This window comes from Agrobacterium sp. O3.4 (assembly GCF_041414895.1).
Classification (GTDB): domain Bacteria; phylum Pseudomonadota; class Alphaproteobacteria; order Rhizobiales; family Rhizobiaceae; genus Agrobacterium; species Agrobacterium cucumeris.
This window is the reverse complement of record NZ_JALPZP010000001.1, coordinates 715,252-730,508: the sequence shown is the minus strand read 5'-3', so window position 1 is coordinate 730,508 and position 15,257 is coordinate 715,252. Positions and strand designations below refer to the sequence as shown.

Sequence of the window (15,257 nt, the reverse complement as noted above, 5' to 3'; positions counted from 1 at the left end):
CGTGAGACCTATGTCTATCTCAAACTCCATCAAGATCACCCCGGAACTCGTTGCATCCCACGGGCTGAAGCCCGACGAATACCAGCGTATCCTCGACCTGATCGGACGGGAGCCGAGCTTTACCGAGCTTGGCATCTTCTCGGCCATGTGGAACGAGCACTGCTCCTACAAGTCTTCCAAGAAGTGGCTGAAGACCCTGCCGACAACAGGACCGCGCGTCATTCAGGGCCCCGGTGAAAATGCCGGCGTGGTGGATATCGACGATGGCGACTGCGTCGTCTTCAAGATGGAGAGCCACAACCACCCGTCCTATATCGAGCCCTATCAGGGTGCGGCAACCGGCGTCGGCGGCATCCTGCGTGACGTCTTCACCATGGGCGCCCGCCCGATCGCGGCCATGAACGCGCTGCGCTTCGGTGCGCCTGACCACCCGAAGACCCGCCACCTGGTTGCCGGCGTCGTCGCCGGTGTCGGCGGATACGGCAATTCCTTCGGCGTGCCGACGGTTGGCGGCGAAGTGGAATTCGACCCGCGGTATAACGGCAACATCCTCGTCAACGCCTTCGCAGCCGGCCTTGCCAAATCCAATGCGATCTTCCTCTCGGAGGCCAAGGGCGTCGGCCTGCCGGTCGTTTATCTCGGCGCAAAGACCGGCCGCGACGGCGTCGGCGGTGCGACCATGGCTTCGGCCGAATTTGACGAATCCATCGAAGAAAAGCGCCCCACCGTTCAGGTCGGCGACCCCTTCACCGAGAAATGCCTGCTGGAAGCCTGCCTTGAACTGATGAAGACCGGCGCGGTCATCGCCATTCAGGATATGGGCGCCGCCGGCCTCACCTGCTCGGCCGTCGAAATGGGCGCCAAGGGCGACCTCGGCATCGAGCTTGACTTGAACGCCGTGCCGGTGCGCGAAGAGCGCATGACGGCTTACGAAATGATGCTGTCGGAAAGCCAGGAGCGCATGCTCATGGTTCTCGAGCCTTCCAAGGAAGAAGTCGCCAAGGCGATCTTCGTCAAATGGGGTCTGGACTTCGCCATCGTTGGCAAGACCACCGATGATCTGCGTTTCCGCGTCATTCACAATGGCGAGGAAGTCGCCAACCTGCCGATCAAGGAACTCGGCGACGAGGCTCCCGAATATGACCGCCCATGGACGCCCGCCAAGGTGCCGGCGCCGCTGGCCGAAACCGACGTTCCCGCAGCCGATATTGCCGATGCACTGGTGTCGCTGCTCGGTTCGGCCAACAACTCCTCGCGCCGCTGGGTCTATGAGCAATATGACACGCTGATCCAGGGCAATTCCCTGCAGCTACCGGGTGGCGATGCCGGCGTGGTGCGTGTTGAAGGCCACGACAAGAAGGCGCTCGCGTTCTCCTCCGACGTAACCCCGCGTTATGTCGAGGCCGATCCCTTCGAGGGTGGCAAGCAGGCGGTTGCCGAATGCTGGCGCAATATCACCGCGACAGGCGCTCTGCCGCTGGCGGCCACCGACAACCTCAATTTCGGCAATCCGGAAAAGCCCGAGATCATGAGCCAGCTGGTCCATGCCATCAAGGGCATCGGCGAAGCCTGCCGCGTCTTGGAGTTCCCGATCGTTTCTGGCAACGTCTCGCTCTATAACGAGACCAATGGCCAGGCGATCCTGCCCACCCCCACCATCGGCGGCGTTGGCCTCCTGAAGGATTGGGGCCGCATGGCACGCATCCGTTTCGCTGCCGAGGGCGAAGTGGTGCTTCTGGTCGGCGCACCTGCCGGCCTCGGCACGCATATCGCCCAGTCGGTTTACATGCGTGACATCCATAACCGTATCGATGGCCCGGCGCCGCATGTCGATCTGGCTGCCGAGAAGCAAAACGGCGATTTCGTTCGTGGCGTCATCACCGACGGCCTGGCCACCGCCGTCCACGATTGCTCCTCGGGCGGTCTGGCGCTTGCGATCGGCGAAATGGCGATTTCCTCGGGTATCGGCGCAACGATCGATGCGGTCGAAGGCCACAATCCGGTCCTCACCTTCTATGGCGAAGATCAGGGCCGTTATGTCCTCACCGTCAAGAAAAGCGATCTCGACAAGGTGCAGGCGGCTGCCAAGACGGCGGGCGTTTCCTGCGTGGCCATTGGCGTTACCGGCGGTTCCACCGTAAAGCTGGGCACGGCGCGCGCTGTCGAGATTAAAGAATTGCACTTGGCCTATGAATCGTGGTTCCCTCAATTCATGGACGGCGAAACTTTGCTCGCCGCAGAATGAATTAAGGAGAAACACCATGCCCATGAAACCCGGCGACATTGAAGACATGATTAAGGCGGGAATTCCCGGGGCAAAGGTCACGATCCGCGATCTGGCCGGTGATGGCGACCATTACGCGGCAGAAGTCGTTGCGGAAGCATTCAAGGGCAAGACCCGCGTGCAGCAGCACCAGATGGTCTATGACGCGCTGAAGGGCAATATGGGCGGCGTTCTGCATGCCCTTGCCCTGCAGACCTCGGCTCCCGAATGATTGCGACCGTGAAAGCGATGCCGGCGAGACAGTTTCACTGTCCCGCCGACGCATAAAGGCTCCGGACTAAATAAAAGGCCCGCGTGACACTCTCACGCGGGCCTTTTCACATCGATGGAATGGCAAAACGCTGCTTACAAGGCAGGCGGCGTCTGCGAATCCAGATCGGCAAAAGACGCGGCCGGCACCGGCCCTGCCGTCAGCAGCGTAAAATCGTAGCCGGACCTGCGATCCGGACCGAGAACATATTGCCGGTGCATGCGCAGGAAATTGCACTTGTTCTTTTTATAACGCTCCGGCGAAAGCGAGTGCTTGAAACGGATCGGCACGATCTTGGGCTGCGGCGCATCTGCGTGACCGGTCAGGGCCACGGTATTGCACCGGTAAAGATGGATTGGATCGGTCAGACACTGGATGTCGAACCACGTCACTTGCTGGTGACGTGCGATCGTGCCGACGCTCTCACGCAGCCTGCCCGCACTCGACAGGAACGCGCATTGCAGCGCCGCCCCACCCAAGGTGGCGAAAGACAGTTTCCGGCCTTCAAGCGCGTCCGGCTTCAGCTCCAGCACGCGGCCGATGGTGGCGAGCGCAAGACTGGCGCCCATGCTGTGTGAAACGACCAGAACCTCGTCCGAGGGCTGTTCGAGCGCCGTCAGGACAAGCGCCGCCCTCTCCTCGATCCAGTCGCGCGCAATCGGCTCATCGCGGCCGACCGCAAGCGCGAACCGCCAGTCCGCGTAAAGGTGCAGGGTGTGAAACCGCTCGGCAAACGGCAGAAACGCCTTCACGAAAAACAGCGCGGCGGCAGGAAGGCTGATCACAAACAGCCAGAGTGGCAAAGCGAACAGCCATGGCGAAAGGGCAATAGCGGCAGCAAGCCCGCCACCGACAAGCATCAGCAGGAACGGAAAGATGAAGAACAGGCCGAAACGCCAGGCATGGCGAAAGTAGCGCGCCGCACCCCCTTCACTGACGATGCCCGCCCCGGCCTTGAATCCGAGCCAGATCTGCCGCCAGACCGGTTCATCCCGCAGCTCGGAGATGACCCCATTATGATCATAGACAAAAATCTCCGAACGGGTTCGCCAGTCGCCCGCCGAGGCCTCCACCGTGAATGTTTCACCCCCTGGCGCATTCTCCAGCGGCCCCACCGCATAATCGACATCCCAGGTCTTGCCGGCAAGCGCCGCCGCCCGCTGGTAACGCAGATGATGGGCCGCCGCATCAAGCGGATCGAAACCGGGGAAATAAAGAACAAGTCGTGACTTGACGGTCGGCATGCACAAACCTTCGGGCGGGAGCATTTCCAGTAAAAGCGGGGCCGCTTTTACGCCAGGACAATGCGTAGAAACAAATAGATAGAGCGTTTTCGCGTTTCAGAGAAAAGCGGAAATGCTCTAGAGACACCCGAAAGGATCGCTTGATACAGTGGGCGATGCACGTATAGTAAAAATCGCGACGGAAATATGATTTATTTAGCGGTGAGGGAAATTTGTCTAGCATCGTCGATCAATTGCTCAACGGCGTCGTCAAGGGCGCGCTCTCTGAAATCCTCACCAAGACCGGTATCCGCAAAACCCGCCGCACGCGCCGGACGAAAAACAGCGGTTCCCTCGCAGGCGGCATCGTCGGCTCCGTTCTGGAAGCCGCGATCAACGCCGCCGTCAAACCCAAGCCGGCCAAGAAGCAGGTGAGCAAAAGGCGCACCGCCGCCGCCCGCAGCCGGCAGAGATATCGCTAAGGCGTCTCAAGCCACGTTTTTGGCATGTCGTGCATTGCCACACCCGCGCATTTTTACGCTTTCCGGGTGGAAATCGCGCCGCGACATGTTATCTAGGGACAAACAGAAAGCAGCGGCCTTGAACCGCATGTGAAAGGAATAAGCCTATGAGCGGCATTAACGACATGATCGACAGCGAAGTGAAGAGCAACGACATCGTTCTTTTCATGAAGGGCACCCCGCAATTTCCGCAGTGCGGTTTTTCCGGCCAGGTGGTACAGATTCTCGATTATCTCGGCGTCGACTACAAAGGCATCAACGTGCTTGCCGATGCTGACATCCGTCAGGGTATCAAGGACTATTCCAACTGGCCGACCATCCCGCAGCTCTATATCAAGGGCGAATTCGTCGGCGGCTGTGACATTGTAAAAGAGATGTTCCAGTCCGGCGAACTTCAAAACCACTTCCAAGAACAGGGTATCAGCGTCCGCGGCGCGGCCTGATTTCGGCCGGTTAACCGGCCCACCCTGATTGTCAGAAATGTATGCCAGGCGTTGCTTCAAGCAACGCCTTTGCCGTTCTTTTTGGGGCAATCCTGTGACAGAACTTTCACAATCCACCACTTCGCGCGCAGGCTCGATGGGGCGCACGGAATTTATCGCGCTTGCCGCCATGCTGATGGCGCTGAACGCGCTTGCCATCGACATCATGCTGCCCGGTCTTCAGGAAATCGGCGCATCACTGGGCGTCGTCAATGAAAACCACCGCCAATACGTAATTTCCACCTATCTTCTCGGCTTCGGCGTCGCCCAGCTTCTGTATGGACCGATTTCGGATCGTTTCGGCCGCCGCAAGCCGATGCTCGTCGGTCTGGCCATCTATATCATCTCCGCCATTGCCGTGGTCTTCGTGCCGTCATTCTCCGGCCTGCTGGTCCTGCGCTTCATCCAGGGCATCGGTTCGGCGGCGACGCGTGTCATCACCATCTCGATCGTCCGTGACATCTATGGCGGCCGTCAGATGGCGGAAGTCATGTCGCTGATCATGATGGTATTCATGGTCGTTCCGGTCATCGCGCCCGGCACCGGCCAGATCGTGCTTTTCTTCGGCAACTGGCATCTGATCTTTGCCTTCATGGCCGGCATCGCCGCCGTCGTGACGGCCTGGATGTATTTCCGCCTGCCGGAAACCCTGCATCCCGACGATGTCCGTCCTTTCACCGCCCGTTCGGTGCTCGGCGGCTTCAAGATCGTGCTCACCAACCGTATCGCGCTCTGTTATACGCTTTCGAGCACCTTCATCTTCGGCGCGCTGTTCGGCTTCATCAACTCGGCTGAACAGGTCTATAAGGGCATTTATGGCCTTGGCGCATGGTTTGCGGCGGCCTTTGCCGGCGTTGCCCTGTTCATGGCCTTCTCGTCCTTCATCAATGCAAGACTGGTTGGCAGGTTCGGCATGCGCAAGCTGTCGCACGGATCGCTGCTCGGCTTCATCGCCATCACCTTTATCTGGCTGGTGGTGCAGGTGCTGGGACCGGAGCCGATGCCCTTTGCCATCTTCATCGTGTTCTTTGCGCTGGCCATGTTCCAGTTCGGCTGGATCGGCTCGAACTTCAACTCGCTTGCCATGGAACCGCTCGGCCATGTTGCCGGTACCGCCTCCTCCGTCATCGGCTTCATGGGAACCGTCGGCGGTTCGCTGATCGGCGCCGGCATCGGCCAGGCTTTCGACGGCACGGCGCTGCCGATGGTGGCCGGCTTCTTCGTCGTCTCCATCATCGGTCTGATCTTCGTGCTGATCGGCGAAAAGGGCATGCTGTTTCAGGCTCACAACAAGCCGACACGGTGAGAGCCATTGGAAAAAAGAAAGGGCGCGGAATTCTGTTCCGCGCCCTTTTTGTTTGATCGAGGGCTGACGTCGTGCTCAACGTCAGCTAGTTTCTGCACCCATTCTCCGCTCTTGGCGTCATCCTCGGGGCTTGACCCGAGGATCCTTCGCTTAGACCGCCTCTGGATCCTCGCCTCAGGGGCGAGGATGACGGAGCTGGGGTAGATGTCCACCATAGAGCCGCAACGTTGTCACGCCGCTTCACACCGTAAAAATCTTCTCGCGCAGCAATTCCCAGGTCTCCTGATCCGGAGCCAGCAGCAGCCCGCCATCCACATGGCGCGGCAGATAGGGCGAACCATCGAGACGGGCAGCGTAGGCGCCCGATTCCTGCGAGATCAACGTACCGGCCAGATGATCCCACGGCATCAGCTTGTTATACATCAGGAAGTGCATGTGGCCGCCGCAGAACAGGCGGTATTCGTGCGCAGCGCAGCGATAGCTGGTGAACAGCCGCACATCCGCAAGGTTCATCAAAATCTTGCGGCGTGTTTCCACATCGAAATAACCGGTATTGGCGATGCCGACCATCTGCGACAGGTGCGGCGCCGTCACGACCGACATCTGCGTCTGGGTGCCATCTGCGCCACAAAGCCAAGCGCCGGAACCCTTTTCGGCGATTGCCCAGTCATTGCCCATGGGATCGAAGATCAGGCCGGCCACGGTCTCGCCCTTGGAAATGACGCTCATCATCACGCCGAACAGCGGCAGGCCCGACGCGAAATTATAGGTGCCGTCGATTGGGTCGACCACCACGGCCAGATCGGCATCGGCAAGCTTGCCGAGCAGCGAAGCATCCGCCGCGACGGCCTCTTCGCCGATGAACAGCGCATCAGGCATGATTTCCTGCACGCGGGCACGGATCAGCCGCTCGGCAGCCTCGTCAGCCTCGGTGACGAGATCGATCGCCTCGGACTTTATCCTGACGTCGCCATCGCCCAGATTGCGGAACCGCGGCAGGATTTCCACTGCCGCCGCCTCCTGAAGCGCGTTGGCAAGAGAGGCGATGTCGAGTTCGAGAGCCATGGGCGATATCCTTCCTTGTGATGTACCTGCTATAAGGCGACGATTTCCCGTCGCAGCATCTTCCAGCTTTCCCTGTCGGGCGCCGACAGGATGCCGCCCGCCGTCTGGCCCGGCCGATAGGGCGTATTGTCGAAACGGGCTGTGTAACCACCCGCTTCCTGATGAACGAGCACGCCGGCAAGATGATCCCACGGCATCAGCTTTTCATGGCCGATGAAATGCAGTTTGCCGGCCGAGGCAAGCCAATATTCATGTGCAGAACAATTCAGCGAAAACGCCATCTTGATCTTCGCCATGTTGGCGGCGATGACAGGACGGCGATCCTCGTGGCTGTGGCCCCAGGAAAAAATGCCGACCATCTCGGATAGCGGCGCGGGATCCGCGACCTTGAGCTTGGCCTGCGAGCCGTTCCTGCGATGGAGATAAGCGCCCTCGCCTTTCAGCGCAACAATGGTGTCGCCCATGACAGGATCATGGATGATGCCCGCCACCGTCTCACCCTTGACGGTGACCGCAAGCAGCGTGCCGAAAGCGGGAAAGCCGGAAGCGTAATTGAACGTGCCATCGATCGGATCGATCACGAAGGCAAGCGGCGCATCGGCAAGGGCGGGAATGACTGATGGGTCCGCCTCATAGGTCTCTTCGCCGACGATGTGGGCCTTTGGAAACCGCTGTAATAAAGCAGCAGTAATCGCCTTTTCCGCCAGAATATCAGCCTCGGTAACGAGATCGACGGCGGACGTCTTTTCGGAGATCGCACCTGCATTCAAATTTCGGAAGCGGGGCAGAATTTCCTGGGCGCCGGCAGCGGCGACGGTGGAAACGAGGAATTCGATATCTTTATCGGAAAGGCTCATGGCGCGGGGCACTTCTTCATCAGGGAGGGCTGGCCTCACTACGCTCTTCAGGTGACGCCCCGGTGACAGCAAGCGCCGAAAAATCAAAAAGCCTGGGATCAAGCAGATGCGACGGATTAACGTGGGCAAGCGCCCGCAGCATCACATCCTTGCGGCCCGGCATGCGCCGTTCGATATCCGCCAGCATCTCTTTCATGGCATTGCGCTGAAGCCCATCCTGCGAGCCGCAGAGGTCGCAGGGAATGATCGGGAATTCCATCGCCGCCGCAAATTTCGCCATATCGTCTTCGGCGCAATAGGCAAGAGGACGCATGACCATCAGGTCGCCCTCGTCATTCAAAAGCTTCGCCGGCATGCCGGCGAGACGGCCGCCATGGAAGAAGTTCATGAAAAAGGTCTCGAGAATATCCTCGCGGTGATGACCGAGCAGCAGTGCGTCACAGCCCTCCTCCCGCGCGATGCGGTAGAGATTGCCGCGCCGGAGCCGCGAACAGAGCGAACAGTAAGTGCCGCCGGAAGGCACCTTTTCCTTCACCACCGAATAGGTATCGCGATATTCGATGCGATGGGCGACACCGATCTTCGCCAGATATTCCGGCAGAACGTGTTTGGGAAAATTCGGCTGGCCCTGATCGAGATTGCAGGCCACCAGTTCCACCGGCAAAAGCCCGCGCCATTTGAGATCGAGCAGCAAGGCCAGAAGACCATAGCTGTCCTTTCCGCCGGAAAGGCCGACCAGCCAGCGCTTCTGGCCGTTCAGCATGCCGAAATCTTCGAACGCCTGCCGCACATTGCGCAGCAGCCGCTTGCGCAGCTTGTTGAACGAGACCGACCGCGGTGCATTGTCGAACAGCGGATGCGAGCTGCCGTTTTCCTCGGACGCGTCCTGATCCGCCCCGATTGGTGCGGCCCCGGCCTGATCTACAAAGTCATCGATCTTGGTGAGAATGTTCATCATCCGCTCGCTCCGGCACGACTGCCGTTCTTCATGCAGGCAATGCCCCCATCCGCTGGCAATATCAAGCCCCGAATACCGACCAGCCGGTTTTCGTCGCCAGCAATTCCAGTGCCTGTGACCCGAGCGCCGAATTACCCACCTTGTTGAGACCCGGCGACCAGACGGCAATCGACGCATTGCCCGGCGCCACCGCCATGATGCCGCCGCCGACACCGCTCTTGCCCGGCAGGCCGACATGATAGGCGAAATCGCCCGATCCGTCATAATGGCCACAGGTCAGCATCAGCGCATTGATGCGCCGCGCCCGGCGGTCCGAGACGACCGTGTGGCCGGTCAGCGGATTGCGGCCGCGATTGGCAAGGAAAAGCCCGGCACGGGATAGCTGGGCGCAGGTCATGGAAAGCGCGCACTGATGGAAATAAACGCCGAGCGTATGTTCCACGGGATGATGCAGATTGCCGAAGGAACGCATGAAATTGGCAAGCGCGAAATTGCGGAAACCCGTCGCCTGCTCGGATTTTGCCACCGTGTCGTCAATGCTGATCGTGTCATCGTCCGCGAGATAACGCACGAAGCGCAGAAGCTCGCCGATCGCCTCACGCGGCTGGTGGCCGGAAAGAACGATATCAGTCACCACGATCGCGCCGGCATTCACGAAGGGATTGCGCGGGATGCCGTGCTCATGTTCCAGCTGGACGATGGAGTTGAAGGAAGAGCCTGAAGGTTCGCGCCCCACCCGGTTCCACACCGTCTCACCGGCCTTGCCGAGCGCCAGCGTCAGCATGAAGACCTTGGAGATGCTCTGGATCGAAAACGGCACAAGCGCATTGCCGGCCGTATAGGTGATTCCGTCGACGGTGGTGATGGCGATGCCGAACTGGTTGGGATCGACCTTGGCAAGTTCGGGAATGTAATCCGCAACCTTCCCCTCGCCCAGTCTTGGCAGCATGCTGTCATAGATGGAATCGACGATCGCCTGAATATCCTGCATGCAAAGCCTTCCCCAGCAAACAAAAAAGCCGCCCCGAGGGGCGGCTTTCTCAATACTGAAACGCGTCGATTAACGCGAGTAGAATTCGACGACCAGATGCGGTTCCATGACGACCGGGTACGGAACGTCGGAAAGCGACGGAACGCGGGCGTAGGTCGCAACCATCTTGTTGTGGTCGACTTCGATGTAGTCAGGAACGTCACGCTCTGCGAGCTGAACGGCTTCGAGAACCGTAACCAGCTGCTTGGACTTCTGACGAACTTCGATGACGTCGCCAGCCTTGCAACGGTAAGAACCGATGTTGACGCGAACGCCGTTAACCGTGACGTGGCCATGGTTGATGAACTGGCGCGATGCGAAAACGGTCGGAACGAACTTGGCGCGGTAGACGATGGCGTCCAGACGCGACTCGAGCAGGCCGATCAGGTTCTCGGAAGTGTCACCCTTGCGACGGTTTGCTTCGTCGAAAGTGGCGCGGAACTGCTTTTCGCGCAGTTCGCCGTAGTAGCCCTTGAGCTTCTGCTTGGCGCGCAGCTGCGTGCCGAAGTCGCTCATCTTGCCCTTGCGGCGCTGGCCGTGCTGGCCCGGGCCGTATTCGCGGCGGTTAACCGGGGACTTCGGACGACCCCAGATGTTTTCGCCCATGCGGCGGTCAATTTTGTACTTAGCCGATTCGCGCTTGCTCATCGTATTTCCTTCTCAAAAGGTTATGCCGGTCTGTTGCCAAACCGGTTTAAGGAAACACGCCCTCCTCTGAAGCCCGTTTCAGGGCCTCTGACAGGCTTCTCACATGCAAATGGAGAAACCACGGGACATGTCGGTGATATTGACCGCCGAACGTCAGCCTTTAAACTGCAAGGCAGTCAACAAAACACACCGGACATCACTGCCCGGCGTTGGGGCGGCTTCTATAGTCGTTTTACAAATTTGTCAAACAGCGCCTGCCGATTTTTTTTTGGACCTGCCCTTGAAAACATCGAGCGGCCACCCATTTACCCATCGTGATCAGAACTCGGGCCCCTCTGACGTGTTACCGGACAACACGTGATGTCGAGTTTCTTTAGGTTGGGGCCCACGTATATTCTTGACACACGTTCCCCATCCGCAAAGCCAACCTCGTCCGGCTAAAGGTTGACTGATGGAGTTTCTCCTCAACGATTTTCTCGGTACCCCCACATGGATGTGGGCGGTCTTCATTTCTCTCGTCCTTGGTCTTCTGGCGCTCGATCTCGGCGTACTGCACAAGAATTCCAAGGAAATCGGCATTCGCGAAAGCCTGCTGATGTCGGGCTTTTACATCGCCATCGGTTTGGCCTTCGGCGGCTGGATCTGGTATCAGTCCGGCCAGCAGTCGGCGATGGAATACGTCACCGGCTTCGTGGTCGAAAAAAGCCTGGCGATGGACAATATCTTCATCATCGCCATGATCTTCTCTTATTTCGCCATTCCCCGTCAGTACCAGCATCGTGTGCTGCTCTGGGGTATCCTCGGCGTCATCATCCTGCGTGGCATCATGATCGCCGGCGGTGCGGCCATCGTCGAAAACTTCCACTGGGTACTTTATCTCTTCGCGGCCTTCCTCGTCTTCACGGGCCTCAAGATGCTATTCTCGTCCGACCATGACGAGGCCGATATCGGCAACAACCGCATCCTGAAGTTCCTGCGCAGCCGCCTTCCGGTGACGGAGAAGCTGCATGGCGAGAAATTCTTCATCAAGGAAACGGATGCAGCCACCGGCAAGCTGAAAACCTTTGTGACGCCGCTCTTCCTGGCGCTCATCATGGTTGAAATCGCCGACCTGATCTTCGCGGTCGATTCGATCCCGGCGATCTTCGCGATCACCACCGATCCGTTTATCGTCTACACCTCGAACATCTTCGCGATCCTTGGCCTGCGCGCCCTCTATTTTGCGCTCGCCGCCCTGATCCACCGCTTCGCTTATCTGAAATATGCGCTGGCTGCGGTTCTGGTCTTCGTCGGTTCGAAAATCTTCGTCGCCGATATGCTCGGCATCGCCAAGATCCCGCCCGCCGTCTCACTCGGCGTCACGGTCGCCATCCTCGCAACCGGCATCATCGGTTCGCTGATTGCGACACGCAAGGAAGTGAAGGCCGTCGAGTAATGATGAGCAAGGAGGAGGCGGTGACGCCTCCACTTTCTTTTTTGATAGTGAAAATATAAACTTCGTACTATTGCTGCCGAGACGAAAATCTATTTGCTCCAATATAGAAACTCATTGCGTTAAAATGACCTTTGAACCCGTAGATCAGGCCATTTCCGAACAGAAATTCTGGCGCGCGAAGGAAATCCTTCAAGGCAGGCTCAGCCATCCTGAAGTCAATCTGGCGCTCTTTCAAAAATATGGCGAAGTGCTGCTTGAGATGAATGATCTCATCGAAGCGGGGCGTATGTTGTTCTGCTCGGGCGCAAGGGACGAGCGCTTCCGGGAAGCGATTGATATCTTCCTCTCAAGAAATGACAGGCGCGAACCGCAACGCTTTCTGGCGCAGTTGCCCTCTTCCATGAGACGGCAACGGCATCTGGCGGAGTTTATCGCTTCGCCGGAATTCGAACGCAGCGGATGGACCGCGGCGCAGCTCTCCCACATCCTTCCAATACAAACGGATATCGACGCTCGTCCCTATCAACGGTCGCATCGCATGACCTCGATATTGGTGATCGTCTCTTTGGTTTGCGTCCTGGCCCTCAGCCTTGTCGGCCTATATACGACAATCGGCTCCGCAATGCGGCTTTTTGCAGAATAGCGATTACTCCGCCGCAAGCCGCGTATCATCCTCAGCCGCATCCGCATCGCCGGGTGCGGTTTTTGCATCGAGATCGGGAAACGCCACGATGCGCTTGCCGGAGAAATCGGCATGCACCACCACAAGCTCCTTCTCCTCGAAATAACCGAGCAGGCGCCGCGCGCGGCGGGCGGAATGGGTGCCATAGGCGCGGGCAATGCGGGCATCCGACGGGCAAGGCTCTTCACCCAGCGCCGCCTTGACGAGCAGCAGGAAGACCCCCTGCAGATCGTCGGAAACCGACATGGACAATTCCAGCGCCTTTTCCCAGCCTTCGCTTGCCGCCATCGCCGCATCCACGCCGGAACGGGCAATCGCCACCTGCCGGCGGAATTCCGCCAGTGTCATCGGCGTGCCGGGAATGCGACGCATACGGGCGCGCACCAGAAAATCCTGATAAAGCACGGCATCCGTGCGATAGGCCGATTGCGGATCGTCGAGAATTTCCACAAGAACCGCACCGATCTTTTCCTCACGCTCTTCCGGCGTCAGTTCCGGCTGACCTGCACGCGGCGATTGCTCCGGTGTAGGGCCGACGGCGGCGGGTGTGGAACGGGAGAGCTCTGCCAGAATGTCCGTGGTCGGACGCGGCGCGGGCGGCGTGCGACGCACGGCTGCGCGCGTGAACTCTTCCGGGTCCGGCGTGAAGATCAGGTCCTCCACGTCCTGCGGTGCATCCGGCAACGGCATCAGCTTCGGCGAGGAGGAACGCGCCGAGGTTTCCACCGCCCCGATGACGATGGGCAGCGGGCGGCGCGAGAGCGCCGGGCCGAGCGCCACGAAATTGCCGCGCTGCAGATCGCGGAACATTTCCGCCTGTCGCCGGTCCATGCCAAGAAGGTCAGCCGCGCGCGCCATGTCGATATCGAGAAAGGTGCGGCCCATCAGGAAGTTCGAGGCTTCCGCTGCCACGTTCTTGGCAAGCTTCGCCAGACGCTGCGTGGCGATGACGCCGGCAAGACCGCGCTTACGGCCACGGCACATCAGATTGGTCATGGCGCCCAGCGACGCCTTGCGCGCATCTTCCGTGACCTCACCGGCGACGGAGGGCGCAAACATCTGCGCCTCATCCACCACCACAAGCACGGGATACCAGAATTCGCGGTCGGCATCGAACAGGCCGTTGAGGAAGGCGGCTGCGGCCCGCATCTGCTGTTCGACATCAAGGCCTTCCAGCGTCAGCACGCATGAAACGCGGTGCTGGCGAATGCGGTTGGCAATGCCGGCAAGCTCGGCTTCCGTGCGTTCGCCATCCACCACCACATGGCCGAACCTGTCGGAAAGCGTGACGAAATCGCCCTCGGGATCGATGATGACCTGCTGCACCCATGGCGCCGATTGCTCCAGCAGCCGGCGCAGCAGATGCGACTTGCCGGAACCGGAATTGCCCTGCACCAGCAAACGCGTCGCAAGCAATTCCTCGATATCGAGCTTGGCCTGCTGCCCGCCCGATAGGGTCCCCATGTCGATGCCGACCTGCAATGTTCAATTCCTCGTGCTGCATCTGATGCGGCCGATTCTCTTGGCGGCGGCCGAACATGCTCTTTACCAAAAAATCGCCGGTTGCGTCTGCCCCGTGCCGATAATGCACAGGCAATTGCACCGCCTCTAAGCCGCCCCGGACGAGACCCGCAAAAATGCAAGCCGTCTGCCGAACACATTCAGCATCAGCCCGATGATGACCAATGCGGCGCCGACCACTTCAAAGACGGTGATATGCTCTGCGAAAGCGAGATAGGCGCTGATGAAACCGACAATCGGCACCAGCAGTGAAAACGGCGCCACCGTTCCGGCCGGATAACGCAGAAGCAGGTAACTCCAGATGCCCGCGCCGACAATCGTCGCACCATAGGCCATGTAGATCACCACGAGAGCCATCGTCGGCGTCGCATTGAGCACGCCTTCCGCAATCGCTTCAGGTCCTTCCACCACCAGCGAAAGCAGGATCAACGGCAGAACTGGCACAAGGCTCGTCCATGCGACAAAGGAAACCGCATTCACCTGGCCGATGCGGCGGTTGACGATGTTGCCGCAGGCCCAGGCAATGGCCGAGCCGACGCCCATCAGAAGCGGTACCAGGGCTGCGACCGTCATGCGTTCCACGCCGATGACCGCCAGCCCGCCAAAAGCAATGATCGCGCCGATGATCTGTGAAGGCAACGGCCGCTCGCCGAGAAACACCACGGCAAGCGCCAGCGTGAAGAAGGCCTGCGACTGCATGACGAGCGAAGCGAGCCCCGCCGGCAGGCCGAGCTTGATGGCCGGATAAAGCAGGCCGAACTGCACGAAGCCCATCGCCATGCCGTACACGATCATATGCCGCCACGGCACATTGGGTTTCGGCAGGAAGAATACCAGCGGCACGGCTGCAAAGAAATAACGTACACCCGTCAGAAACAAAGGCGGCATGTCGGTGACGCCGACCTTGATGGCGACGAAGTTGAAGCCCCACAAAAACACGGTGATCAGGGCGAGAAGTATATGCGGCAATGCCATTTTGTTATGTCCGAATTTCA

General features: G+C 59.4%; 15 protein-coding genes. 7 read left to right on the top strand and 8 right to left on the bottom strand.

What is annotated here, in order from left to right:
• Positions 1-10 precede the first annotated feature (10 nt).
• Together purL and M0412_RS03525 are read left to right on the top strand one after the other, a co-directional pair.
• Positions 11-2,245 (top strand): phosphoribosylformylglycinamidine synthase subunit PurL, encoded by a 2,235-nt coding sequence (gene purL, locus M0412_RS03530; RefSeq protein WP_142840119.1) that lies wholly within the window; start codon positions 11-13, stop codon positions 2,243-2,245.
• Between the two features lie 16 nt (positions 2,246-2,261).
• Positions 2,262-2,495: a BolA/IbaG family iron-sulfur metabolism protein gene (locus tag M0412_RS03525; RefSeq protein ID WP_003507909.1), complete on the top strand. Its 234-nt coding sequence runs from the start codon at positions 2,262-2,264 to the stop codon at positions 2,493-2,495.
• A gap of 134 nt (positions 2,496-2,629) precedes the next feature.
• On the opposite strand, the gene M0412_RS03520 is transcribed toward M0412_RS03525, so the two are convergent.
• Positions 2,630-3,778 (bottom strand): hypothetical protein, encoded by a 1,149-nt coding sequence (locus M0412_RS03520; RefSeq protein WP_269699804.1) that lies wholly within the window; start codon positions 3,776-3,778, stop codon positions 2,630-2,632.
• 212 nt (positions 3,779-3,990) lie between these two features.
• Between M0412_RS03520 and M0412_RS03515 the strand changes: the two genes are divergently transcribed.
• From M0412_RS03515 to M0412_RS03505, 3 genes are all read left to right on the top strand, one after another.
• Complete coding sequence (locus tag M0412_RS03515; RefSeq protein WP_142840121.1) at positions 3,991-4,239, top strand: hypothetical protein; 249 nt, start codon at positions 3,991-3,993, stop codon at positions 4,237-4,239.
• Positions 4,240-4,385: 146 nt separating this feature from the next.
• Positions 4,386-4,721, top strand: a complete 336-nt coding sequence (grxD, locus tag M0412_RS03510; RefSeq protein WP_142840122.1) for a Grx4 family monothiol glutaredoxin — start codon at positions 4,386-4,388, stop codon at positions 4,719-4,721.
• Between the two features lie 136 nt (positions 4,722-4,857).
• Positions 4,858-6,066 carry a multidrug effflux MFS transporter gene (locus M0412_RS03505; protein WP_269699839.1) on the top strand — a complete coding sequence of 403 codons (1,209 nt, stop codon included), beginning with the start codon at positions 4,858-4,860 and terminating at the stop codon, positions 6,064-6,066.
• 240 nt (positions 6,067-6,306) lie between these two features.
• Here the strand turns inward: M0412_RS03505 and M0412_RS03500 are convergent, their stop codons facing one another.
• From M0412_RS03500 to rpsD, 5 genes are all read right to left on the bottom strand, one after another.
• A complete protein-coding gene (locus M0412_RS03500) occupies positions 6,307-7,131 on the bottom strand; it encodes an inositol monophosphatase family protein (RefSeq protein ID WP_269699805.1) in 825 nt (274 codons plus the stop codon).
• A 29-nt stretch (positions 7,132-7,160) separates the two neighbouring features.
• Positions 7,161-7,988 (bottom strand): inositol monophosphatase family protein, encoded by an 828-nt coding sequence (locus M0412_RS03495; protein WP_269699806.1) that lies wholly within the window; start codon positions 7,986-7,988, stop codon positions 7,161-7,163.
• Between the two features lie 19 nt (positions 7,989-8,007).
• A complete protein-coding gene (ttcA, locus tag M0412_RS03490; RefSeq protein WP_371338218.1) occupies positions 8,008-8,943 on the bottom strand; it encodes a tRNA 2-thiocytidine(32) synthetase TtcA in 936 nt (311 codons plus the stop codon).
• Between the two features lie 64 nt (positions 8,944-9,007).
• Positions 9,008-9,937, bottom strand: coding sequence for a glutaminase (locus tag M0412_RS03485; protein WP_269699808.1), 930 nt, complete (start codon positions 9,935-9,937; stop codon positions 9,008-9,010).
• A gap of 69 nt (positions 9,938-10,006) precedes the next feature.
• Complete coding sequence (gene rpsD / locus M0412_RS03480; RefSeq protein WP_046798221.1) at positions 10,007-10,624, bottom strand: 30S ribosomal protein S4; 618 nt, start codon at positions 10,622-10,624, stop codon at positions 10,007-10,009.
• Between the two features lie 451 nt (positions 10,625-11,075).
• Between rpsD and M0412_RS03475 the strand changes: the two genes are divergently transcribed.
• Together M0412_RS03475 and M0412_RS03470 are read left to right on the top strand one after the other, a co-directional pair.
• A complete protein-coding gene (locus M0412_RS03475; RefSeq protein ID WP_269699809.1) occupies positions 11,076-12,059 on the top strand; it encodes a TerC family protein in 984 nt (327 codons plus the stop codon).
• Between the two features lie 124 nt (positions 12,060-12,183).
• A complete protein-coding gene (locus M0412_RS03470) occupies positions 12,184-12,702 on the top strand; it encodes a hypothetical protein (RefSeq protein WP_269699810.1) in 519 nt (172 codons plus the stop codon).
• A gap of 3 nt (positions 12,703-12,705) precedes the next feature.
• Here the strand turns inward: M0412_RS03470 and M0412_RS03465 are convergent, their stop codons facing one another.
• The gene (locus M0412_RS03465) at positions 12,706-14,223 is read right to left on the bottom strand and encodes an ATP-binding protein (RefSeq protein ID WP_142840127.1); all 1,518 of its coding nucleotides are present in this window, start codon (positions 14,221-14,223) and stop codon (positions 12,706-12,708) included.
• Between the two features lie 126 nt (positions 14,224-14,349).
• Entirely contained in the window at positions 14,350-15,237 is an 888-nt protein-coding gene (locus M0412_RS03460) for an EamA family transporter (protein WP_142840128.1), read from the bottom strand.
• Positions 15,238-15,257 lie beyond the last annotated feature (20 nt).

Excerpts from the sequence above, each read along its gene's own strand:
- purL (WP_142840119.1), top strand. The coding sequence starts at position 11 with ATGTCTATCTCAAACTCCATCAAGATCACCCCGGAACTCGTTGCATCC.
- M0412_RS03525 (WP_003507909.1), top strand. The coding sequence starts at position 2,262 with ATGCCCATGAAACCCGGCGACATTGAAGACATGATTAAGGCGGGAATT.
- M0412_RS03520 (WP_269699804.1), bottom strand. The coding sequence starts at position 3,778 with ATGCCGACCGTCAAGTCACGACTTGTTCTTTATTTCCCCGGTTTCGAT.
- grxD (WP_142840122.1), top strand. The coding sequence starts at position 4,386 with ATGAGCGGCATTAACGACATGATCGACAGCGAAGTGAAGAGCAACGAC.
- M0412_RS03505 (WP_269699839.1), top strand. The coding sequence starts at position 4,858 with ATGGGGCGCACGGAATTTATCGCGCTTGCCGCCATGCTGATGGCGCTG.
- M0412_RS03500 (WP_269699805.1), bottom strand. The coding sequence starts at position 7,131 with ATGGCTCTCGAACTCGACATCGCCTCTCTTGCCAACGCGCTTCAGGAG.
- M0412_RS03495 (WP_269699806.1), bottom strand. The coding sequence starts at position 7,988 with ATGAGCCTTTCCGATAAAGATATCGAATTCCTCGTTTCCACCGTCGCC.
- ttcA (WP_371338218.1), bottom strand. The coding sequence starts at position 8,943 with ATGAACATTCTCACCAAGATCGATGACTTTGTAGATCAGGCCGGGGCC.
- M0412_RS03485 (WP_269699808.1), bottom strand. The coding sequence starts at position 9,937 with ATGCAGGATATTCAGGCGATCGTCGATTCCATCTATGACAGCATGCTG.
- rpsD (WP_046798221.1), bottom strand. The coding sequence starts at position 10,624 with ATGAGCAAGCGCGAATCGGCTAAGTACAAAATTGACCGCCGCATGGGC.
- M0412_RS03475 (WP_269699809.1), top strand. The coding sequence starts at position 11,076 with ATGGAGTTTCTCCTCAACGATTTTCTCGGTACCCCCACATGGATGTGG.
- M0412_RS03470 (WP_269699810.1), top strand. The coding sequence starts at position 12,184 with ATGACCTTTGAACCCGTAGATCAGGCCATTTCCGAACAGAAATTCTGG.
- M0412_RS03460 (WP_142840128.1), bottom strand. The coding sequence starts at position 15,237 with ATGGCATTGCCGCATATACTTCTCGCCCTGATCACCGTGTTTTTGTGG.